The organism is Streptomyces sp. NPDC021212 (genome assembly GCF_044332925.1).
Taxonomy (GTDB): Bacteria; Actinomycetota; Actinomycetes; order Streptomycetales; family Streptomycetaceae; genus Streptomyces.
The window spans coordinates 382,086-402,981 of record NZ_JBIRPZ010000005.1 but is presented as its reverse complement, the minus strand read 5'-3'; the positions used below and the strand labels follow the sequence as shown (position 1 = coordinate 402,981).

At 69.0% G+C, this 20,896-nt stretch carries 20 protein-coding genes; 15 read left to right on the top strand and 5 right to left on the bottom strand.

The features are described 5' to 3' along the window. Positions 1-178: 178 nt before the first annotated feature. Entirely contained in the window at positions 179-1,540 is a 1,362-nt protein-coding gene (locus ACH4SI_RS16565) for a sporulation protein (protein ID WP_398296423.1), read from the bottom strand. Between the two features lie 463 nt (positions 1,541-2,003). On the opposite strand from ACH4SI_RS16565, the gene ACH4SI_RS16560 reads away from it, so the two are divergent. The 10 genes from ACH4SI_RS16560 to ACH4SI_RS16515 all read left to right on the top strand — a co-directional run bounded on the left by ACH4SI_RS16560 (position 2,004) and on the right by ACH4SI_RS16515 (position 11,902). After that, a complete protein-coding gene (locus tag ACH4SI_RS16560) occupies positions 2,004-3,323 on the top strand; it encodes a UDP-N-acetylglucosamine 1-carboxyvinyltransferase (RefSeq protein WP_398296422.1) in 1,320 nt (439 codons plus the stop codon). Next, positions 3,320-4,540, top strand: coding sequence for a bifunctional metallophosphatase/5'-nucleotidase (locus ACH4SI_RS16555; RefSeq protein ID WP_398296421.1), 1,221 nt, complete (start codon positions 3,320-3,322; stop codon positions 4,538-4,540). The genes ACH4SI_RS16560 and ACH4SI_RS16555 overlap by 4 nt, the downstream gene beginning before the upstream one ends. Then, positions 4,537-5,079: a dCTP deaminase gene (gene dcd, locus ACH4SI_RS16550; RefSeq protein ID WP_398296420.1), complete on the top strand. Its 543-nt coding sequence runs from the start codon at positions 4,537-4,539 to the stop codon at positions 5,077-5,079. The genes ACH4SI_RS16555 and dcd overlap by 4 nt, the downstream gene beginning before the upstream one ends. Continuing rightward, positions 5,076-5,612 (top strand): dCTP deaminase domain-containing protein, encoded by a 537-nt coding sequence (locus tag ACH4SI_RS16545; RefSeq protein ID WP_398296419.1) that lies wholly within the window; start codon positions 5,076-5,078, stop codon positions 5,610-5,612. Before dcd ends, ACH4SI_RS16545 begins: the two co-directional genes overlap by 4 nt. Continuing rightward, positions 5,609-6,730, top strand: coding sequence for a glycosyltransferase family 4 protein (locus tag ACH4SI_RS16540; protein ID WP_398296418.1), 1,122 nt, complete (start codon positions 5,609-5,611; stop codon positions 6,728-6,730). Before ACH4SI_RS16545 ends, ACH4SI_RS16540 begins: the two co-directional genes overlap by 4 nt. Positions 6,731-6,947: 217 nt before the next feature. Beyond that, positions 6,948-7,991 carry a serine hydrolase domain-containing protein gene (locus ACH4SI_RS16535; protein ID WP_398296417.1) on the top strand — a complete coding sequence of 348 codons (1,044 nt, stop codon included), beginning with the start codon at positions 6,948-6,950 and terminating at the stop codon, positions 7,989-7,991. Between the two features lie 103 nt (positions 7,992-8,094). Next, positions 8,095-9,135 (top strand): GNAT family N-acetyltransferase, encoded by a 1,041-nt coding sequence (locus ACH4SI_RS16530; protein WP_398296416.1) that lies wholly within the window; start codon positions 8,095-8,097, stop codon positions 9,133-9,135. A 256-nt stretch (positions 9,136-9,391) separates the two neighbouring features. Continuing rightward, a complete protein-coding gene (locus ACH4SI_RS16525) occupies positions 9,392-10,300 on the top strand; it encodes a radical SAM protein (protein WP_398296415.1) in 909 nt (302 codons plus the stop codon). A 7-nt stretch (positions 10,301-10,307) separates the two neighbouring features. After that, positions 10,308-11,054, top strand: coding sequence for an AAA family ATPase (locus ACH4SI_RS16520; RefSeq protein WP_398296413.1), 747 nt, complete (start codon positions 10,308-10,310; stop codon positions 11,052-11,054). Beyond that, the gene (locus tag ACH4SI_RS16515) at positions 11,051-11,902 is read left to right on the top strand and encodes an aminoglycoside phosphotransferase (RefSeq protein WP_398296412.1); all 852 of its coding nucleotides are present in this window, start codon (positions 11,051-11,053) and stop codon (positions 11,900-11,902) included. The genes ACH4SI_RS16520 and ACH4SI_RS16515 overlap by 4 nt, the downstream gene beginning before the upstream one ends. A 127-nt stretch (positions 11,903-12,029) precedes the next feature. Here ACH4SI_RS16515 and ACH4SI_RS16510 read toward each other — a convergent pair whose 3' ends face one another. Both ACH4SI_RS16510 and ACH4SI_RS16505 read right to left on the bottom strand, forming a co-directional pair. Continuing rightward, on the bottom strand, positions 12,030-12,245 hold the full coding sequence (locus ACH4SI_RS16510; protein ID WP_398296567.1) for a DUF397 domain-containing protein: 216 nt from the start codon (positions 12,243-12,245) through the stop codon (positions 12,030-12,032). A 17-nt stretch (positions 12,246-12,262) separates the two neighbouring features. Further along, positions 12,263-13,129 carry a helix-turn-helix domain-containing protein gene (locus tag ACH4SI_RS16505; protein ID WP_398296411.1) on the bottom strand — a complete coding sequence of 289 codons (867 nt, stop codon included), beginning with the start codon at positions 13,127-13,129 and terminating at the stop codon, positions 12,263-12,265. Positions 13,130-13,570: 441 nt separating this feature from the next. Here ACH4SI_RS16505 and ACH4SI_RS16500 point away from each other — a divergent pair, with 441 nt between their 5' ends. Then, positions 13,571-13,996, top strand: coding sequence for an ATP-binding protein (locus ACH4SI_RS16500; RefSeq protein ID WP_398296410.1), 426 nt, complete (start codon positions 13,571-13,573; stop codon positions 13,994-13,996). A 101-nt stretch (positions 13,997-14,097) separates the two neighbouring features. Here ACH4SI_RS16500 and ACH4SI_RS16495 read toward each other — a convergent pair whose 3' ends face one another. Both ACH4SI_RS16495 and ACH4SI_RS16490 read right to left on the bottom strand, forming a co-directional pair. After that, positions 14,098-14,595 (bottom strand): TrmO family methyltransferase, encoded by a 498-nt coding sequence (locus ACH4SI_RS16495; protein ID WP_398296409.1) that lies wholly within the window; start codon positions 14,593-14,595, stop codon positions 14,098-14,100. A gap of 75 nt (positions 14,596-14,670) precedes the next feature. After that, entirely contained in the window at positions 14,671-16,059 is a 1,389-nt protein-coding gene (locus tag ACH4SI_RS16490) for a Tat pathway signal protein (protein ID WP_398296408.1), read from the bottom strand. A 1,158-nt stretch (positions 16,060-17,217) separates the two neighbouring features. Between ACH4SI_RS16490 and ACH4SI_RS16485 the strand changes: the two genes are divergently transcribed. Genes ACH4SI_RS16485 through ACH4SI_RS16470 form a run of 4 tightly spaced genes read left to right on the top strand, consistent with a single transcriptional unit; the run spans position 17,218 to position 20,888 of the window. Further along, positions 17,218-19,515, top strand: a complete 2,298-nt coding sequence (locus ACH4SI_RS16485; protein WP_398296407.1) for a nitrate- and nitrite sensing domain-containing protein — start codon at positions 17,218-17,220, stop codon at positions 19,513-19,515. Continuing rightward, positions 19,512-19,949: a roadblock/LC7 domain-containing protein gene (locus ACH4SI_RS16480; RefSeq protein WP_398296406.1), complete on the top strand. Its 438-nt coding sequence runs from the start codon at positions 19,512-19,514 to the stop codon at positions 19,947-19,949. The genes ACH4SI_RS16485 and ACH4SI_RS16480 overlap by 4 nt, the downstream gene beginning before the upstream one ends. After that, the gene (locus ACH4SI_RS16475; protein WP_398296405.1) at positions 19,949-20,314 is read left to right on the top strand and encodes a DUF742 domain-containing protein; all 366 of its coding nucleotides are present in this window, start codon (positions 19,949-19,951) and stop codon (positions 20,312-20,314) included. The genes ACH4SI_RS16480 and ACH4SI_RS16475 overlap by 1 nt, the downstream gene beginning before the upstream one ends. Continuing rightward, complete coding sequence (locus tag ACH4SI_RS16470; protein ID WP_398296403.1) at positions 20,301-20,888, top strand: GTP-binding protein; 588 nt, start codon at positions 20,301-20,303, stop codon at positions 20,886-20,888. The genes ACH4SI_RS16475 and ACH4SI_RS16470 overlap by 14 nt, the downstream gene beginning before the upstream one ends. Positions 20,889-20,896: the final 8 nt, after the last annotated feature.

The window sequence follows — 20,896 nt, the reverse complement described above, 5'->3', positions numbered from 1 at the left end:
CCAGCCGCTACTCATGGCATTCGGCGCCTCCGTCCGGTCGGCCGACACCATGAACCAAGCAGGGGTTCCTCCTCGCCAACGGAAGGGAAGAAGACCCCTGCAGCGGGCTCCTCCACCTGCGCCCCTTGAAACGTGGGACATCTGGTGGTAGCCAGCAGCACGACCTCAGCCTGGCGTTTCAGCTTCCCATGTCACCGTTCAGCTGGCGGCGGGCGCGGCTCTGCCATGCCTGCACTTGGGGCTCTCGCGCCCAGGGGGCGAGGGCGGTGTGGATGTCCTCGACGTATTCGCGGGCTCGGGCGGAGGCGACGCCGGCGAGGATGTCCACCGCGCGGCGGCCCACGGCCAGGCCCTGTTCGAGGTCTCGGGCCTGGAGGTGCGCGGTTGCGGTGACGGACAGCCGCAGCCCGACGGCCCGGGTGTGTCCGGCGGGCATGGTGCATTGGGCGTCCCATCCGGCGGCGACATGCGGTTTTCTCAGGTCGCGGTAGATTTCAACCGCGTCGCTGGCCATGCGGGCGGGGCCGAAGTAGGCGATGTAGGTGGGGGGCTCCACCTCGCATGCGGCATCCAGCAGTCGCTCGCAGCCGGACAGCGCCCGAGCCGCCGCCCGCTCGTCGCCGACCTGGGCATGAGCTCGGGCCTCGATGAGCCGGGCGAAGGCCAGCACCCGCGGGTGCGCGGCGTCACGGGCCCGTTCGTAGGCGCCTTGGGCCATGTCGATTGCCTCGTTCGGGTAGCCGCGACGCATGGTCTGGAGCGCCATGGTGGCCAAGACGTAGGCGCCCAGCTCGGCGTTGCCGCCGGCCCGCGCCAAGCTCAGGGCTTGGACGAAATGCTCCTGGGCAATGGCGTGTTCACCTGCGTCGAACGCCGTCCAGCCCGCAAGTCGCGACAGTTCGGCGGCGGCCGAATACAGGCCGTCGGCGATCCGCTGTTTTGAGGCCCTCCCGGAGAGCAGAGGGGCGGCACGGGTGGTGAGACAGTCCACGACCTGGCCGGTGCGCCAGTTCCCTCCGCCGTAGCGAGCGTCCCACTGGCGGGCCTGCTCTGCCTGCTCCCACAGCTCGGTGAGCTCCTGTTGTCCGACGCGTCGGCCGCCCCCGCGGGCGGGGGCGGCGACGGCCGGCTGGATCAGCCAGCGGGTGACGGGGACGGTGAAGGCGCTGACGGCGAACGCCCGTCCGATGAAAGAGCGGCGGTGCATGTCTCTCCAGAAGTCGGCCGCCCGCTGTGCGGCGTCGGCAGGGTCACGTGGAAGCTCCAGCCCGCCGGCGTCGTCTCGGCTGGGGGCGGCCATGCCGATCTCGGTGATGTCCACCGCGCGGCCCAGCCGCTCCCCCAACGTCTGTGCCAGCAGAGCGGGAACGGGATGTCTCGGGATCATGCCGTCGATCCAGTTCACCACGCTGGTGTGTGTGTAGGAGGTCGGTCGGCCAGCTGCAGCGGCCAGCTGGTTGACGCGGTGCGCTATGGCCTTGCGGCTGGCACCGGATGCGGTGATGAGGCTGGCCAGTGAGGTGTTGGGTGATCGGGTCACAGCATCCTCACGTCCTGATGGGGTGTCACCGTGTCCTCACCGAGCGTAGAACAAGCGGCGGGCCTGTCGGCCCTCTTGTGAGTTTTCAGCCCCCCTTGTGAGCCTCCCTCTTCTGCGGACACCCCGCTTTCCTGGTGTCCGTCAGCCGCGCTACCGGTCGCCGAGCGCTCCCGTTGAGAGTCCTGACACGCCTACGGCGCGTGGGCTGCCGCCTGGGACCAGGATCCACCTGCTTCTTCTGCACCTCCTGACTGACATTGCCGTTCCCACGAAGGACAGCACCCGCAGCCGCTGAGCCTGGGTTTCGTGGCGTACGCCGATGTCTTGTACCGACTCTGCGGGTCCGGTGCCCCGGGGGCGCCGGCATGACCAGCAGCGCGGAGTGCCCTGGTGGTTGCCCTGGGGTGCCCGCCCTGTCGAGACCACGCCACTGCTTCGTTGCGCACGTCCTTGGAGGTTGTTGATGACGCTCGCCCCCCTCAACGTGTCGGACACCGATGCCGTCATTGTCCGACCGTGCCGCCCGCTGGCCGGCACGGTGCGAGTGGACGGCTCGAAGAACGCGGCCCTGCCGTTGCTGGCTGCCGCCGCTTCGCTGCGCCGCAGCGTGCACCTGTCCAACGTCCCCGGCAGCGCGGACGTCCAGCTCATGCTCGGCCTGTTGCAGCGCAGCGGCTACCGTGTCGCCCATCCGGTCACCGAACCACGGGCCGTGATCATCCATCCGCAGGACGGCAGCGCCGCGGCGGGCGATCTGGAGGATGCCGCCCGTATCCGGGCCTCCTACTACCTGGTGACACCGCTGCTGGCCGTGTATGGGCAGGCTGATCTCCCTTGGCCGGGCGGCTGCCGGATCGGCCAGCGCGGGATGGACCTGCACTTCAACGTGTACCGGCTGTTCGGTGACATCGTCACCCTCACCGAGGGTGGCTACCGTGTCCGGTCCGGGTCCCGCCGCGACACTGTCGCTCTGACCCTGCCGTTTCGCTCGCGTGGCGCGAGCATCGCCGCGATTCTCCGGGCCATTGCCGCGGGCAGCCGTCTGGAGCTGGGCAACCCGAACCTGTCCCCGGAGACCATCGGGGTGCTGGCCGCCTTGCGTACGGCGGGCTGGCAGACCCACGTGAGCGAGGAGAAGATCACCCTGGCACCACCGTCCCACCTCCCGGATGGCGCGGTGCCCCTGTCGCTTGCCGTTTCAGGCGACAAGATCGAGGCCGGCACTCTGGCCTGCGCGATCGCGGCCAGCGGTGGTGAGGGCCGGATCGAAGGCATCCACGGCCCGGACGTCGAAGCGCTGACCGAGGTGCTGGCCAGGATCGGCGTCCCTGTCACCCTCACTCCCGATGCCCTCATCGTGCACGGCGCCGTCCAGCCCACTGGGCGGCCGCTTCGAGCCCTGGCCTCTCTGGACCCCGGCGGTCTGGACGCCGACTTCGAACCGCCCCTGATGGCGCTGGCGCTGACGCTGCCCGGCGCCCACCACTTCGCCGACGCCATCAACCCCGGCCGTCACGGCAACCTTCTGCCCCAACTCGCCGCGCTCGGCACTCGCGTCGAGGAGATCACCCCCACTCAGTGCCGCCTTACGGGGCCGCAGCAGCTGACCGGCGGCACGGTGCGGGCGACCGACATCCGCACCGGCTCTGCTCTGCTGATCGCCGCCCTGAACGCCCGCGGCAGCACCACCGTGACCGGCCTGGACCAGTTGCGCCGCGGACACGCCGACCTGCCTGCCAAGCTCCGCGCGCTCGGCGCCGACATCGCCGAGGGAACGCGATGAGCACACGGACCTTCCACCGGGTCGTGGCCACCACCGATGTGCACTCCGCGCTGGACCGCGCCGATGGTCTGCTGCCCCACCTGCATCGGCTGCGGGACACATGTTTGATGGCCGACTGCGGGGACTTCTTCGAGGGCACGGGTTACTACCGGCTCGGCGGCGGCCACGTCGAGCGGGAGATCCTCACCACGCTCTACGACATCCTCGCCCCGGGCAACCACGGCTGGCCGCACTACTTCAAGTCCGGCCTGCACAAGATGACGGTGTGCGCGAACACCGTAGACGCCGACAGCGGCACGCCGCTGTTCGACCGTCTGCGCATCGTCGACGTACAGGACCGCCGCGTCGCCGTCACCGCAGTCATGGGACCGCAGGCGTTCCACAGCATCCCCGCCCACCAGCGAGCCGGACACCGCGTCATCGACCCGGCCGCCGCCCTGCGCGAGCTGATGCTGGAACATCATCATCACGTGGATTCCTGGATGGTGCTATCCCACTCCGGTTTCGCCGAGGATCTGGGCCTCGCCAGGGCCTGTCCGTTCCTCGACGTCGTCTTCGCCGGGCACTGCCACAGTGACACCTACGGTCCCGTCGCCGTCGGTGACACGCTCGTGGTCAAGGGCGGCGAGCTCGGCGCCGGATACGCCGTCGCCGAACCAGCCGACTCCGGCTGGACCGCCCACACCGACGCCTTCCCCGTTACCGGCCCCGTGCCGGGCCCCCTCGTCGGCGTGGTCGAGCAAATCTCGACTCTGGGCCGACGGCTCGCCGACCCGCTCGGCGCTGTCAAGGAGCCCTACCGCAACGGCGAGCTGGACCGGCGCCGTCTGCTGACAGATCTCGCCGGCCGGCTCCACACCAGGCTCGGGGCCGGCGTCGTCCTGAACGAAACGTCACTGCGCACCACCGTCGTCGGTGACGTGCTCACCTTGGCCGACCTGCTGGCCATCGAGCCGTTCGACAACCGGCTCGTCCACGCTTTCCTCCCCGCACCGTACGACCAGGATCCGGCTCGCCTGATCGCCGACCTGACCGAGCAGACCGGCCCGGTGACCTCCGCCCCCAGCCCGCTGCCCGCACCTTTGGTCAGCGTGCTGACCACCGACTACCTCGCCGACACCTACCTCGGCGGACGCACCCGCCAGACGGGACTCACGCTCGGCGGATGCGTCCGCCGCGCCCTCACCGCCGCAGAGCCTGAAAGGGAAAGCCGATGATTCTCACCGGCCCCGAGATCACCACCGCCGTTCGCGACGGCCGATTAACCATCAGCCCGTTCGAGCCCGACCAGGCCAATCCCAACAGCTACAACGTCCGGCTCGGACCGACCCTGCTGACTTACACCGACGGTGTCATCGACGCCCATCAGCCCAACCCCACCCGCACGGTGGACATTGGCGAGGACGGGTATGTGCTGCAGCCCGGGGAGCTCTACCTCGGCCACACCATCGAAGCGGTCGGCTCCGACACCTTCGTGCCGCTGCTGTTCGGCCGGTCCTCGGTCGGCCGGCTCGGCCTGTTCGTCGAGATCACGGCCCCGATCGGCGACATCGGCTTCCTGGGCCAGTGGACGCTCATGCTCTCCCCGATCCGTCCGCTGCGGGTGTACGCAGGGATGAAGATCGGACAGATCATGTTCTTCCTCGCCTGCGGCGGCATCGATCTCTACCGCGGCAAGTACCAGGCCGCCCAGGGCCCACAGCCCTCCCGCTACTGGCGTGACGCCGCCCGGGTCGAGGCAGCGGTGGCCTTGTGATCCTCACTGGTCCCGCGATCGCCGCGGCCGTCGCCGCAGGCGAGATCACCATCGACCCGTACGACCCGGCCCGCCTCTCGCCGAATGCCTACGACTGGCGGCTGGGCGACACGATCCGCATCTGTGACGGCAGCCTGGACGCCGCCGCCCCCACCGTGTTCACCGAACAGACGATTCCCGACAACGGCCTGAATCTCATGCCCGGCCTGCTCTACCTCGGCGTCACCATGGAGAAGACCGGGTCGGAGCGGTACGCGCAGCTGCTCAACGGCGACCGCACCACCGGCTGCCTGGGGATCTGGGTGCACGTCTCCGCACCGCTGGGCCATCAGGGGCACGCGATCCGCTGGACGCTGGAGATCCGCGCAGCCAAGCCGGTGCGGATCTATCCGGGCATGACGTTCGGCAAACTGGTCTTCCTCACCGCCTTCGGCGCCGCCAAAAGCTACCAGCAGCAGGCCGCGAAGTACGCGGCCACGGACGGCATCGACATCTCCCGCCTGTATGAGGAAATCGCACGAGGCCCCCGATGAGCCCCCTTGCCACTCCGCCGTCCGGGCCGCTGACCGCGACCTTCCTGGATCTTCCTGCCGGCAGTCCCGGCGGCAGCGTCGAGCTCTTCCTCGACCTCTACACCGGCGACCGCCCGCTTATCCCTGCCCGCGCGTTCATGCTCGCCCCCACCGGTACCCGCCCCCGCCTTCCGGCCGGACTGGAGGTGCTGTCCGTCGCGGGCAAGTGCCTGGAAGGACCCGCCTTCGGCCGGTACGTCGCCGACCTCCGCGAGGCCCTCACCGCAGTACTCGACCCGGCCCGCATCGGTGTCCTGCATCTGCAGCATCTCGCCTTCGGCGCCACCCCGGCCCTGATGAGGGCCCTGCCTGACCACCCGCGGATCGCCCTGGTCCACGGCACGGACCTGCTCTTCGCCGAGGCCCACCCCGACCAGTTGCAGATCCTGCACGACAGCACCCGCGCGGCCGACGCCATCGTGGTGCCCACGCACGCCATGGCCGACCGGCTGCTCAAGCTCTCCCCGCACATCGACCGCCGCAAGATCGCTCACATCCCGTGGGGCATCCCGGACCATCTGCTGGCCGCCCCACCGCCCCGGCCGCCCCGCATGGCGATGAGCCACCTGCGGCTGCTGTATGCGGGACGGCTGACAGCCGAGAAAGGTGCCGAACGTCTGATCGAGACCATGGCCGCGAACCCGAGCGTCGAACTGAGCATCGCCGCCCCCAGGGCCCAGTTCGAAGTGTTCGCTCCGCTGCTACAACGAGCTGGGGTGCAGGTCCGCTACCTCGGCTGGCTGCGCCGCCCGCAGCTGTGGCGGGCATTCACCGAGCACGACGTGCTGGTGATGCCGTCGACCACGCTGGAGGCCATGGGCCTGGTGGCACTCGAAGCCCAAGCCTGCGGTCTGCCTGTGCTCTACCAGCCGGTTCCAGGTCTCAGCGAGGCCCTGGCCGTCTCCGCAATGGCGACCGACTTCACCCACACAGCCGCGCTCGCCTGCGACATCGAGCGGCTGCGATCCGACCCCGGACTGCTACTCGCCCTGCGACAGGCCGGACAGGCGAACGCCGCCCGCTACGCCCTCTCAGCGACTGCCCAGTCCCTGGCCGACCTCGGCCGCCAGCTGACCTGAGCGAAGCCCTTCTCGTTCAGCCCTGACGGCTCCTGGCCGCTGCGGGCCTGGTCATAGGGGAGTGGATGGCCACGGAGAGCTGGCTCCAACACCCCTCCGGCGGCGGGCCCCCCCCCCCCCCCCGGGGGGGGGGGCCCCCCCCGCGCCACTGCGTGTGAGGACTCGTCAGCATCATTAGGCTGCCCAACGGGACACCGACGGCGAACAGGACGAGACCATGACGTACCGCACCGACCGCATCGAAGCTCTGCTGGACGAGGGTGTCCGGGAGAAGGTCTACCCCGGCGCCGTATGGGCCGTCGGCGACGCCGCCCACATTCACGCCTCCGGAGCGACAGGCGTCTTGGATCCCGACGAGCCGGAGGTGACGATGCAGCTCGACACCACCTTCGACGCCGCCAGCCTCACCAAGATCCTCGCCGTGTGGTCATGCATCGGCGCCCTGTGGGAGGACGGTGTCCTCGACCTCGACACCCCGCTCGGCACCTTCTGGGACGAAGTCGCCGACCACCCGCTCGGCGCGGTGACTGCCCGGCAGCTGCTGACCCACACCGCCGGTGTGCCGCTGCGGTCCCAGCTGAAACACCTCTACGGCACCGACCCGAACGCCATCCGGGCCGGAGTGCTGCACGAGGCCCTTCACCGGCAGCCCGGCGAAGCCGTCGAGTACACCGACCGGGCCGCCCTCATCCTCGGCTACCTCGCCGAACACCTCTGTGGAAAGAGCCTGGACCAGGTCGCCGCGGAACGGACCTGGCAGCCGCTGGGCATGGACGCCACCCGCTTTGGCCCCCTGCCGCCCGCGATCGCCGACACGTGTGCTCCGACCGAACTCGACCAGGACACCAACGTTCATCTCAAAGGCACAGCCCACGACTTCTCCGCCCGTCTACTGGGCGGAGTGTGCGGCATCGCCGGCGCCTTCACCAACGTCACCGACCTCGCGGCCTTCCTGCGCTACATGCTCGATACCTCAACTGCCCCCGCCGGGGCCGGATTCGGCACGAAGTGGACCGACCACTCGTTGGCCATCCACACCGGCGGCCTCCAGCCCGAGCGCGGCCTGTTCTGGCACCCGGCCCCTCTGACTCACCACGATGCCGACGTATGGGTCCACTACGGGTTCACCGGCACCGGCATGTGGATCTCCCCCTCCCAGAACCGGTGGGCAGTTCTACTGACCAACAAGCTCTACTACACCCGCGACCGGCAGCCGCTCACCGACATCCGCAACGGCTTCCGCCAGCTGGCCTTCGCATAGCGGAGCCCACGGCTGCGCTGGGACCTCGGTGCGCTCCCGTCCGGCCTCTGGTCACCGGCAGAGCGGCCGCCCCTCCGCACCGCTCAACGCGAGGAGAAGCAATGTGAACCGTGACCTCTCGCCCGCCGCCGAGATCGGCACGCCAGTATCGACCGGGCGACCGGAGGTTCGCCTGGCCACACCCGCCGACGCCGAGGGCATCGTCCGACTGCGTTCCGCGTACATCCTGCCTGAGCCCTTGAGCGAGGAGTGGATCAAACGGTGCACCGGCGAGCTGGCGCCGCGGCTGACCCCGGCAGGGGACGCGCGGGCCTTCGTCATCGACGCCCCGGACGGCTCGCTCGCCTCCTGCGCCCTCGGCCTGATCCACCCCGTACTGCCAGCACCTGCCTACCCCAAGGGCCTGGCGGCCCGCGTGCACGCCGTGGTCACACATCCCGACCTCCGGCGCCGCGGCCACGCCAGGGCGACAGTGACCGCGCTACTCGACCACCTCCACGCCGAGCACGTCACACTGTTCGAGCTCCATGCCAGCGTGGAAGCAGCGCCGCTATACCAAGAGCTCGGATTCGCGGGAAGTCCAGCGCTGATGCGGATGACACGCCTCGAAAACCGGGACACGCGGAGTGAGCGAGCGGGCGGCCCTTCCTGGGCGCCACCCGAGCAGTACGCCGAGACTGTGATGAAAATGACCGGCTTCGCGTGCATCTCTTTTACCAACGAGGAAGGCCATCCCCTCCAGCTGCACTCCGTCTACTCCTCTGCCCATCCCTGGCAACTGGTCGGCGGAACGATGGAGCCCGGCGAGCGCCCGTGGCAAACGGCTGTCCGCGAATGCCAGGAGGAGACCGGCATCACGCCGACCGGACCACCGCGCCTCCTGGCAACGGTGTTCGGCCCGCCCGGCGCCGAATGGCCCTACAGCACGATGGGATCGATCTTCGACGGCGGCCGACTCACTGCTGCACAGATCCACAGCATCACGCTGGACCCAGACGAACACAACGAGGCCCGCGTCCTGCCCCTAGCCGAATGGGAGGCACTGATGCCGTCCCGTGATTTCGCGCGTCTGTGCCTGGTGATGGAGGCCCGGCGCACCGGCGGGGCTGCGTACTTCGACGGCCAGGACTGGGAGACCGAATGAGCATTCTGGCGAGTCGATAGCTCGGGATGGCGGCGGAAGCGATGTGGTCCAGGTGAAGTTCATCCGAGTGAAGGGACTGGGCGACCGCGATGCCGGCAATACGTCACTGCACCACTCGTTGCCGAAGGTGGGCTTGAGGACCAGGGCAGGTGCGCTCTTGAACTGCTCCTGTTTCGGTCCGGTACCGAGAGTGACGCACGCGGGCTCTGGGTAGCGCCTCATGTGACGTGTTCAGTCGGCTCTTGGGGGTACCGCTGTGCGTGAAATCGGCTTCGCCTGGCTGGAGATCACCGGAAAGTGCCAGTTGCTCTGTGCCCACTGCTACGCGGATTCCGGCCCGCAGGGCACACACGGAGCCATGCGGGCAGATGACTGGCGGCGGGTGATCGAGCAGCTTGCCGAGCAGGGCGTCGCGATGGTTCAGTTCATCGGCGGCGAGCCGATGCTCCACCCCGATCTGGCTGACCTGATCAGGTTTGCGCTCGACCGGAGTCTGCGGGTGGAGGTGTTTTCCAACCTCGTCCATGTGCCCCCGGACCTGTGGACCGTGCTGGAGCGGGACGGCGTGTCCTTGGCGACGAGCTACTACTCGGACGACCCCGCGGAGCACGCCGCCGTCACCGGTCGGCCGAGCCACGCGCGCACCAGGGCGAACATCGCCGAGGTCGTCCGGCGGGACATCCCCTTGCGGGCGGGGGTCATCAATGTGCAGGAGGGCCAGCGGGTGCTTGCCGGCCAGCGGGAGCTGGAGACGCTCGGGGTCCGGCAGATTGGCACGGACCGGCTGCGGCAGGTCGGCCGGGGCGTGCGGGACGAGCGTCCAGACACGTCCCAGCTGTGCGGTCGCTGCACCTCCGGAGTGATCGCGGTGTCACCCGATGGATCGGTGTGGCCGTGCGTCTTCTCCCGGTGGCTGCCAGTGGGGAACGTGCTGGAGGCAGCTCTGGCCGATATCCTGGGCAGCCCTGAAGCCCACCAGGTGCTTGAAGAACTGGCGGCGGACTTCACTGCACGTGAGGTGAGCATGGCGGGAAGGCCAAAACCGCCCAAGCCGTGCGATCCCGCGTGTGGGCCGTCGTGCGGACCGGCATGCTCGCCGTCCTGCTGGCCAACAGGAGCGGGCCCTTGTACGCCAAACGGGGGCTGCCAGCCGAACTACGACTAGGAGCAGCGTGTTCGTCGACCGGGTGTACGTGCCGGAGGGTCTGATGCCCGGGCGCGGCGAACGCGAGCGGTGGCCGTTCACCGTGCCAGCGGTAGCCCAGCTCCTCGAAGAGGACCTGGCTTTCACCCGGCCGGTGACCTTTCTGGTAGGGGACAACGGTTCAGGCAAGTCGACCCTGGTCGAGGCGATCGCGGAGAGTTTCAAGCTGGACGCCTACGGTGGTCGCCTGGCCCGGGCCCACGGTCGGCCCGATCCGACGAAGACTCCGCTGGGCGAGGTCCTGCGGGCGGACACCACCCGGGCCGGGGCACGGATGCTCGCCGGGCCCCGCAAGAACAAGAAGGGCTTCTTCCTCCGAGCCGAGACCGCGTTCGACATGACCGAGAACCTCGGCGGCGTACCGGGGTACTGGGAGGAGGACACCAGCCGCATGAGTCACGGCGAGGGCTTCCTCGCCATGTTCCGCGCCATGTTCGCCGCGCCGGGTTTCTACGTCATGGACGAGCCAGAGGCCGCCTTGTCCTTCACCTCCTGTCTCCAGCTCGTCGGGGCCATGCACCAGCTTGGGGAGAGCGGAGCCCAGGTCATCTGTGCCACCCACTCCCCCATTCTCGCCAGCACCCCCGGCGCGGACATCATCGAGATCGGCGACGACGGCTTCCACCGGGTGAAATGGGAGGACCTGGAGCTGGTCGACCATTGGCGCCGCTACATGAGCAACCCAACCGCTTACCTGCGCCACATCGTCCAGTGACCGACGCCCCCGGCTCCGACGAGGTCGCCGAAGCCGATCGCCGCTTCCGCCTTTGGATGCACCAGAACCTGGAGTACGCGGCCGACCACTTCCACCTCCGCATCACCGGCGAGCCAGTCTTCGGCTGGCGATACCGCTCGATCAGCGCCCCGGCGAACAGCCCGGAAGGACCGCGCTGGCTCCGGGTAGTCTCCGAGCAGCCCCAGTGGGCGCACGGGCGAGGATGGACAGGCAACGCCGACGCCAACACGCTGAGCGGCCTGCCCAAACCCCACGTACTCGGAGTCCACGAATGGCAAGAGGGCGACTGGCGTCGGCAACGCGCCGAGGTCATGACCCACGTGCCGGGTGTGCGCTGCTCGCCCACCGACACCGCCCAGCCCGAGCTCAACCTGCCCGACCGTTGGTGGCAGGACCTCCAACAGGGCCTCCAGCACCTAGCGAGCGTCCCCACCGAACGCGTCAGCACCGACCAGGCCAAGGTCGACCACCGCGTCCACGCTGCTTTCGGAGCGCACGTCGACTGCCGTATCCAGCGTTGGGAAACGGTTCACGGTGACCTCCACTGGGCGAACCTGCTGAATCCCCTAGCCATCCTCGACTGGGAACTCTGGGGCCGAGGCCCCGCCGGAACCGACGCGGCCACCCTCTACTGCTACGGCCTCACCGCCCCCGACCTCGGGCAGAAGGTCCGCGCGCGCTTCCCCGTCCTCGACACCGCGGATGGACACCGCGCCCAGCTCTACGTCACCGCTCGCCTCCTGCACCGCATCAGTCTCGGCGACCACCCACAGCTCGCCGAACCCCTCAAGGGGCACGCTCGGGACCTCCTACGCGACTTGCCATAGCTACCCAGCGAAGCTGCGGACGTCGACGGGGTACGATCCCCCAACCCTTGGGTACTGCATTGCGAGTGGCCCGTCTCCCCCTGTTACGGGCGGGGAGAGACGGGCCGCTCGTCGTATGAACTCCAGGTCAGCGACGGGTGAATTCGCTCCTCTTCACAGCCGTGATGAACTCATTGAACCCCTCGGGAGCGAACAGTAGAGCGGGCCCTTCAGGGGCCTTCGAGTCACGAACGGCGATGCCGGAGTGCGTGCTACTGACGTCGGCGCACTCGACACACTGTCCCTCACTACTTCCGCTGTAGCTCGACTTCCGCCAGACAGCGCCTTTGAGCTGACGTGCCATCAAATGAGTGGGTGTGGTCACGCGTATAGTCCTTCCAGGTACTCGTTGAGGCGTCCCCGTGACTCGTCCACGGGGAGGGCGATGGAGGAGATGAGGTCGAACTCCTCCTCCATCCAGGAGACCTTCTCCGGTTCCTCGGTATGGGTGCCGCCCATGGGGTTGTCGACGCTTCCGACCGGCACCCATGGATGGCGGAACGACAGCAGGGTGAGCGGGCCCTTGGTTACGAACGCCGGGTGCGCTGTGAGCGGCACGAGCTGCAGCTTCACGTTTGGCATCTCAGTGGCGTCGATGAGCTTGCGGATCTGATCCCGCATGACCGTCCGGCCGCTGTCGAACGTCGCGTGGAGAGCGGGCTCCGGAACCAAGACGTGCAGCTCCGCCGGCCTCTCGACACGTGTGAGGATTTCCTGGCGTGCCATACGAATGGATACCAGCATCTCGGCCCGGTCCAGGGTCAGGTTGGTCCCCGCACGGGTCAGAATCTCTCGAACGTAGCCTGCTGATTGCAGTGGTGCGGGGATGACGACGGGATGGTGGATGCGAATTGAGCTTGCCTCGGCCTCTAGCTCGATGAAGTCGAGGTACTCGTCGCTGATCCGTCCCGCGTACGGCGCCCACCAACCTCCCCCGAGAGGCTTCTCGGCCACGCGTGCCACTTCATCCACTGCGGCTTGGTCGTCAACTCCGAGGTGGGCGCAGAGCGTTTGGACATCGTCCGCGGAGATTCGGTACTGACCCGTCTCCACCCGGCTGAGGTGGGTCTTGTCCCAGCCCATTGCCGTCGCTGCGTCGCCCGACTTCATCACCGGGCCGCGCCAGCGACGGAGCTGAGCGCCAACTCTGCGCCTCCAGATAGTCGAGGTCGCGCGCTTCTGCGTCATGGACGCAGTTTTGCACGTCGTCGACTCTGTTCGCGATGCGCACTCCTGTTCCTCTTTTTGTGAATCTCACCCTCATGGTTGCGCGACAACCGCCAAAAGGAGCAAGCTGAGGGTCCGACGGGTTGTGACCGGGCTCACCACCCGCTTGGTGTCCGTCGGCTGTGCGGTCGAGCCCCCACTCGGCCGCGACTCCCGTCCGGGCCCCGGTCACGGACGGCGGGGTAGGCACCCTTCTGACGAAGCTGAGGCCAGAATGCGCGAGAGCACCGCCCGCAGGACATCGACTACCTGGACGGACCAAGGGTGCGCATTCGACGCGGAGTTACGCCCCGGGTGCCGGGTGCCGCGCGTACGTATGCATCCACGTGCTGTCGAAGAGCAGGAGCCGCAGCACCCCCGGGGTGCCTCCGCGGCCTTCGCGAACCGCATGGGAGGCTACCGATGACCGCCACACCAGCCGTGCCCTCAGCTGCACACCAGGCTGTGCCGCGCTGTTTCGAGGAGGACTTCCCCCCGGAGGTTCGTCGCGTTCCGCAGATGCGGCGGATCACCACAGCTCGGCTTCGGCACTGGGGTCTGGCGATGCTCGTCGACAGCGCCACACTCATCGTCTCCGAGCTGGTCACCAACGCCATTCAGCATGGCCGCGGGTCGGTGGCGCTGAAGGTGATCTATGAGGTTCACGCACTACGCATCGAGGTCACCGACGACAACTCGGCTCCGGCCCTGATGCGGAAGGCGGACGAGACCGACGAGCACGGCCGCGGGCTGAGGCTCGTTGCCATGATCTCCGAGGGCTGGGGGGTCAGCCGCGATGGGAGGACGACCTGGGCAACCATCGCCGTCCCCGCAGGAGAGGCGCGATGAACACCGCAGGATGCTTCATCGTCCGCCGTGGCGAGAAGGCCGGTCGGCTGTCGCTGAACGCCCGGCCCCAACGCAGTGCTGCTGCTAGCCCCGGTCTGCGGTTACCCCTCGTGGGGGCGCTCGCTGGCGTCGGCCCAGTAGTGCGCGAGCATCTCTGTCGGCCAAGATGGCTGGGTCACGGGGCCGCGCGGAAGCATCTCCCGGAAGGCGGCCACGAGGTCGATGACCGGGGTGCCGACGTCGGCGTCGAGATCGGTGACGCGCAGGTCGCGTCCGTCCACGCCGAGCAGCCTCGGGAACGAGGTGGCGATTCGGGCCGGCCGACGATGGTTGTGGTGGACGAAGGTCCCCGTGGCAGGCCAGTTGGGATTGTCTCGGGGGGACCGGGCGTGCAGGGCTACATCGTCGGGCGAGCCCGCGCTGAAGAACCAGGTCACCTGGAGGTGGCTGAATGCTTCGATGCCCTGGAGCGTCTCCAGCGGGTACTCGGGAGCGAGCCGGATGATCGACTCCACGCCGCCCTTGTAGTCGTCCAGGCGACCCGTGTGACCGCCGACGACCGTACCGATCACGGGCACCGTGATGACCTGCTCGCTCACAAGCTGTCCCTCATCTCCTGTTGCAGGTGGAGCGCGGCACGGTCTTGTGCGCGCCGCCCCGTCATCCTGGTCGCGTCAGCCTATGCCGCGGAGTATTTCCCGTGCTCGCTCGTCCAGCACAGCCGCGGTGCTGCCTCCCCGAAGGCGTACGGGAGAGAGCGCTCGGCGCATCCGGACGACGGTGTCGCGCGCGCGGCCGGACTGGATGCCGGTCATGGTGTCCAGGGCCGTGGACCAGGTGGCGCAGGCGAGGTCGAGGTGCCCCTGCCGCACTTGTACATCGCCCAGGTAGCCCAGGGTGACCGCGTGGGTCCGTGCCGCGATGGGCAGGGCCCGGGTGCGCACGCTGCGCTTGAACTCGGCCTCGGCGCCCTTCAAGTCGCCCAGGTCTCGGAGGGTGCAGGCCGTCTCGTGGGCGAGCGAGGCTTCGCCGAAGAAGAAGACGCGGGCTGGTTCCTCCGTGCCGTCAGCGTGGCTGAGGTCGTCCTCGGCGCGCCGGAGCGCGGCCAGCGCTGCGGTCTTCTGCCGGTCGGCGGCCAGGGCCCGGGCGTGAACCACGCCCAGCAATGCCTTCTCCCGTGGGCTGGCCAGCGAGTACCGCTGGCTGTCCATCGAGCCGTCGGCCAGCTCCATCGCCCGTGCCGGGTGCCCGAGGTCGACGGCCTGGTGGGCGGCGGCACGCAGTATGTGCCCGGCCAGAGGGGCGTCGCCTGCCTCGGCGGCCAGCCGCAGGGCGAGGGCGAAGGTGCGCTGGGCGATGGCGTGCTCGGAGGAGTCGAAGGCCATCCACGCCGCCAAGTACACCAGCTCGGCGGCAGCGGCCACGAAGTCCTGGCGAAGCTGATCGTTCGGGAAGCGCGCGCCCATGTAGGACGCGACGTCGGAGCGTATGTATGCGATGAGCGCGTCGCGGCCCGCCCGGCCTCCCAGCCGCTGGTCCTGGCGGCTGTAGAACCGCATTGCCGCGCGGACGCCTTCAACGTGGGCGTCGGTGACGGTGAGCCGGGAGACAGCTTTGCGTGCCCGCGCCCTGTCGAGGGACTCGCCCCACCAGCGATCCGGCGGAAGTGCGGCTCCCGCGAGCGAGTAGGCAGAGGTCTTCAGCGCCTGTCGGCGGTTCATGTCCATGTATGCGTCCCCGAGATCCACCAGCGCGGCCACTGTGTCCATGCCGACGTCCCAACCGCGAGCGGCCACCGCCGCCTCAACCGGTGCAAGCCCGATCTGCGTCGGCGTGACGACGCGCCCAAGGCGGCGCGAGAGCGTCTCGCACAAGATATGGGTTGCCCAGCCCTCGGGGCGTGTCCCGCTGATCCACATCGCGATATGCGAGCGCGTCACCGACAACAGTTCGTCCGCGCCGTGCTCGGCGGCCACCCGGACGAAGTGGGCGGCCACCTGGGTCTGCGGCCAGCCCGTTTCCTTGATGACGGCCGCGAGCGCGGTGTTGCGTGTGCGCGCCATGATGCGCCCCCCCAATCCCGAAATGATCTTTGACGGCTTTGACGGCATCCACGCCCGCTACAGGATGCCCCCACGCCGCGATTCACGGTTCGCTGGTCAAGACGATATTCCTCCGCTCCCCAACCGCAGGAGAAGAGCGTCGAGTTCCTCCCCCCACGGAGTGTCCGTGGCACTCGGTTCCGGAGCGTCCGGGCCACGCCGCTACCACTACGCCGCCACCTTTGGAGACCGCCTCGTGTCACCGACCCAAGCACCCGCACCTCCGGTCCGGCAGTCTCCACCTGCCGACGGCGCAGCGACGCCGGTTTGGTGGCGGCCGCGACAGGCGGTCGGGAGTGAGCATGAGATTCGCGTCCTGATCCACCGTGTCCTGGACATCGAATGCATCACGACGCCCCTGCCTCGCGACCAGGGCGAACTGAAGGCCCTCGCGGTGGTGCTCCGCCACCAGCTCCAGCCGCTCGCGCAGGCGGCCGTCCAGGCTACGACTGACGGTGACATCCCGGTTGGTCATCGCCTCCTGCGGCAGTCGGACAAGCTGGGGCGCACCCCGATACCGGCCAAGTACATCCCTTGCTGCGTTTTCGTGGTCCGGTTGGCGGAAGTGGCGCAGGACCTCCTCGCGACAGCTCAGGGTGCTCTCTCGATCCCCGCTGCGCCGAACCACGTGGTGGACGAACCTGCCCCCGCGACGCCGTTTCCTCCCCCGGCACATCGGCCGCCCCCGCCCACTGCCGATTCCGGAGGAGCCCGGGTGCCTGCTCTACGCCACAGGGTCGACCGCCTCGCGCGCGTCGTCCAGACCACCTTCGGCGCCCGGCTCGACCAGAGACCTCCCGCTACCTAGGCGCGAAACAATCCCGTCGATGGCGTCCCGGTTCCTCCGGTTCGCTGTACGACGTCCGTTCGTGGGCTCGGGGCTCCCTTTATCCCCCGGGGGCTGGCGCCACCAGGCGCCGTGCGGCCCCGGGGCCCCGGGTGAGGAGCAGCCTCCGGGCTGTGCCCTCCCGGCCCCCGCGGGTCCCAAGAGATCCCGCGGGGGCCGGTCCACCGCCCCAGCTCCCACCTTCCGCATTCGATCTTCGAGGATCCATGACTTCCGCACACCGCGCCGTTCACCGGGCACCGCGCCGTCGGCCAACCGTACGAACCCGCCTCATGCTCGTCGCGGGCGTCTCCATCACGGCCCTTCTCGGCTTCGTGGCGGTGGACGCGTGGGGGGACTGGCAGCAGCAGACCCGGCTGCGTAACGACTCGGCGACGGGCGAGCTGGGAGGAGAAGCCAGCCTTCCGCTCTTCGTCGGAGCGCAGGCTGAACGACGGCTGACAGCCGCCTACTTGGCCCATCCCACGACGGCCGCGAAGAAGGCGCTCGGCAAGCAGCGCGCCGCAACCGACCGGGGCGTTGCCTCCTTCCGCCACCTGTCCGGCACCGAGCTGGAGACCAGCCGTCGCCACAAGTGGGAGTACGTGGAGCGGGTCTACTCCAAGCTCGACGCTCTGCGCGAGAACCGCCGGGCAGTCGACCTGGGCAGCGGCGATCCGGACGCCGCTGTTGGGTACTACACGGACCTGCTGTCCACGATGGTCGAGTTCTACCAGGCGCTGAGCGCGATGGATGACGCCGGGCTCACGCAGGAGACCCGGCCGCTGGTGGGGCTGTTCTGGGCGTCGGAGGGGGCCAGCCAGGAGGACGCACTGGTGGCGCAGGCCCGGGCCGCCGGCGGGATGAGTGCGGAACACCGCCGCGCGATCGCCGAGGCGTATGGCTCGCAGCGGGTGATGTACCGGCGGTGGATCGCTCCGTACCTGCCCGAGAAGGACCGCGCCACCTACGACCGGATCGTCTCCAGCAAGGCGTGGCGCACCGTGCAGCGCATCGAGCAGGACTTGATCAGCGCCCCCACCAGCAACAGCACCGGTTCCATCGAGACGCTGCCGCGCTCGGTGGAACAGTGGGACGCCGCCTACGGGACGGTGGCTCGGCAGGTCGCCGGGCTGAACCTTTCGCGGACGCAGGGCCTGCTGGCCCACGGGTACGAGCGCGCGGACGAGATCCGCACTCAGGTGTACGTGCAGCTGGGCATCTCGTTGGCCATCGTGATCGCGCTGGCCGTGCTCATCGTCGGGATCATCCGCACCGTCATCCGCCGCACCAGCGAGGTCAGCACCAGCGCCCTGACCGTCGCCCAGGACCTGCTGCCGGGCATCGTGCGGGCCCTTCAACACGGCCAGCGGGCCGATCGCTCCCCCTTGCCGCAACCGCAGCCGCACACGCGCGATGAGTTCGACCACGTCACCAACGCGGTTGCTCTCCTCGCGCAACAGGCTGTCGATGCGGCGGAGACCGTCTACGACGAGCGGCGCGGTTTCGCCGCGTTCACCGAGGGCGTCAGCGCCCGGGCCGTTGTCATCGTCGGCCACAAGCTCCTTCCGCTCCTGGACCAGCTACAGCAAACCTACGGCGATGACCCCCAGCTCCTGGGCCACCTCTACGATTTCGACCACCACACCGTGCGCCTGCGGAGGCTGATCGAGAACCTCCAGATCCTCTCGGGCGGCCAGCTCGAACACCCCCACGAGCGGCCGGTCCACGTCGCCAATCTCCTCATGGACGCGGCGGGCGAGTCGATCGGCTTCAAGCGTGTCGTGAAGGACTTCCGGGTCGAAGCCTGGCTCGCCCCGGAAGCGGCCGGGGAGCTGACACACCTGCTGGCCGAATTGATCGACAACGCCACTACCTTCTGCCCCGAACCGTACGAAATCACCGTCCGTTCGGTTCAGGCGTCCGCCGGGGTGGCCATCGAGGTCGAGGACCGCGGGCAGCCGGTCCGGCCCGCACAGCTGGCCGAGCTGAACGCCCGCCTGCGCGAACTTCCCCTCTACGGCACACTTGCGCGGGCTTCGCACCAGCTGGGTCTGTTCGTGGTCGGCCACCTTGCCCAGCGGCTCGGCGTGACCGTCACCCTGAGCGAGTCGCGCTACCGCGGCGTCCTGGTCACCGTTCTGGTGCCCTACGCCCTGCTGACACAAGCGCCCGAGCCGTTGGAGCAGATGCCCGCCACCCGCACGGCCGGTGAAGGCCCGGAGCGCCGCCAGCCGGTGCCGGAGGCGACGACCACCGCCAGCGGTCTGGTCAAGCGCATGCCCTCCCGCGGCGCTCCTCAGCAGCCGCCCGCGTCCCCCGCCCCGCAGGAGTCCGGACGCCGGGAACCTCCCGCCCCGCCGACGGTTCAGACATCACCACCCACGGCCGAGTCCGTGCCCGGCGCGAAAGCTCCTCCCAGGCTGCCGCAGCGCCGACGCGGCACCCACCTGGTGGAGCAGCTGCGGGCCGACACCACCACGCCGGAAACGTCCCGGCAGGCCGTTGACACACGCCCGCTGGAGGAGATCGAAGACATCTTCAGCGCCCTCGACGACATCACGCACACCCTCAACGGAGAGACCCGATGAGCCTCAAGCAGCTGACCAACGTCATCACCGCCGAGACGCCCGGGTGGGCCGCCACATACGACAGCCTCCGCGACCGCTTCGACGACGTGCCCGACGTATTCGCGCTGGTGCTGCTGTCCAACGACGGCATCGCCCAGTGCGGCTACGGCCTCTCCCTGGCCGAGGTGCAGACGGTCGCGGCCGCCTGTTCCGGCTTGGCCAGCCTCGGCAAGGGCCTCTCTCTCCCCGTGGAGGGAGGAGCGGTGACGCACACCAACGTGACCCTGGAGCACGCGCACGTCGTCGTCACCGCCTGCGGCGAGGGCAGCAACCTCGTCGCCTACATCAAGCCGAACGGTGCCATCGGCGTGAGCATCCGTGAGACCGTCCGCGTCGCCCGCGCCTTCGGCCCGCAGCTGAGCACCGGCCACCGCCCGGACGCCCAGGCGCAGTGATGACCGGCCCGCGGCCGCGCCGAACGCGGACCTTCGCCCTTACCGCCGCGCAGGCGGCGGTCCAGGGCGGCCAAGGGGCCGGGGAGCGCATCACGATGCAATCCCTGATCTGCGCAGCTGTTCCCGTCGAAGCCGCCGGGAGCATCCCGGAGGAGTGGCAGACGGTCCTGCGGTGGTGCACCGGGACCGGCATCGCCGTGGCGGAGATCAGCGCCCGCCTGCACATGAGGCTCACGCCGACCACGGTGATGCTCACCGAGCTGCGGGCCCATGGGCTGGTCACCCACCAGCCGTCCATGTCCGCCAACGAGTCGGCAGACGTCAAATTGCTCTGGAGAGTCAGGAACGGTCTTGCGCAAATCTGAAGCAGGCGCGGAAGCCGCCGCACCGCCCCCTACGCTCAAGATCCTCATAGCCGGAGGCTTCGGCGTCGGGAAGACGACCCTCGTCGGTGCCATCAGCGAGATCAAGCCGCTGCGCACCGAGGAGATGCTGACCGCGGCCGGAGTCGGTGTCGACGACCTGACCGGCACCCCGGACAAGAGCGCCACAACGGTGGCGATGGACTTCGGCCGGATCACGCTGGACGCCGCCCAGCTGCTGTTGTTCGGGACTCCCGGGCAGGAGCGCTTCTGGTTCATGTGGGAAGACCTGATCCAAGGAGCCGTGGGCGCAATCGTCCTGGTCGACACCCGGCGCCTCGAGCGGTCCTTCGCCGCCGTCGACTTCTTCGATAAGCACGGCCTGCCCTACGTCATCGCATCCAACTGCTTCGACGGCCAGCAGGACTACACCAAGGAGCAGATCGCCTCCGCCCTGGACATCGACCCCGCCATCCCGGTGCTGATGGTCGACGCCCGCAAACGCGAGGAGGTCCGCAACGTGCTGCTCGCCTTCCTGGACCGCCTCATCGACCGGTCACAGCCCGCCCACGCGTAGAAAGGCCA

What these genes read in the sequence shown, in the direction of transcription:
- ACH4SI_RS16560 (WP_398296422.1), top strand. Translation starts at nt 2,004, where the DNA reads ATGACGCTCGCCCCCCTCAACGTGTCGGACACCGATGCCGTCATTGTC.
- ACH4SI_RS16555 (WP_398296421.1), top strand. Translation starts at nt 3,320, where the DNA reads ATGAGCACACGGACCTTCCACCGGGTCGTGGCCACCACCGATGTGCAC.
- dcd (WP_398296420.1), top strand. Translation starts at nt 4,537, where the DNA reads ATGATTCTCACCGGCCCCGAGATCACCACCGCCGTTCGCGACGGCCGA.
- ACH4SI_RS16540 (WP_398296418.1), top strand. Translation starts at nt 5,609, where the DNA reads ATGAGCCCCCTTGCCACTCCGCCGTCCGGGCCGCTGACCGCGACCTTC.
- ACH4SI_RS16535 (WP_398296417.1), top strand. Translation starts at nt 6,948, where the DNA reads ATGACGTACCGCACCGACCGCATCGAAGCTCTGCTGGACGAGGGTGTC.
- ACH4SI_RS16510 (WP_398296567.1), bottom strand. Translation starts at nt 12,245, where the DNA reads ATGGCACGTCAGCTCAAAGGCGCTGTCTGGCGGAAGTCGAGCTACAGC.
- ACH4SI_RS16505 (WP_398296411.1), bottom strand. Translation starts at nt 13,129, where the DNA reads ATGACGCAGAAGCGCGCGACCTCGACTATCTGGAGGCGCAGAGTTGGC.
- ACH4SI_RS16500 (WP_398296410.1), top strand. Translation starts at nt 13,571, where the DNA reads ATGACCGCCACACCAGCCGTGCCCTCAGCTGCACACCAGGCTGTGCCG.
- ACH4SI_RS16490 (WP_398296408.1), bottom strand. Translation starts at nt 16,059, where the DNA reads ATGGCGCGCACACGCAACACCGCGCTCGCGGCCGTCATCAAGGAAACG.
- ACH4SI_RS16485 (WP_398296407.1), top strand. Translation starts at nt 17,218, where the DNA reads ATGCTCGTCGCGGGCGTCTCCATCACGGCCCTTCTCGGCTTCGTGGCG.
- ACH4SI_RS16480 (WP_398296406.1), top strand. Translation starts at nt 19,512, where the DNA reads ATGAGCCTCAAGCAGCTGACCAACGTCATCACCGCCGAGACGCCCGGG.
- ACH4SI_RS16475 (WP_398296405.1), top strand. Translation starts at nt 19,949, where the DNA reads ATGACCGGCCCGCGGCCGCGCCGAACGCGGACCTTCGCCCTTACCGCC.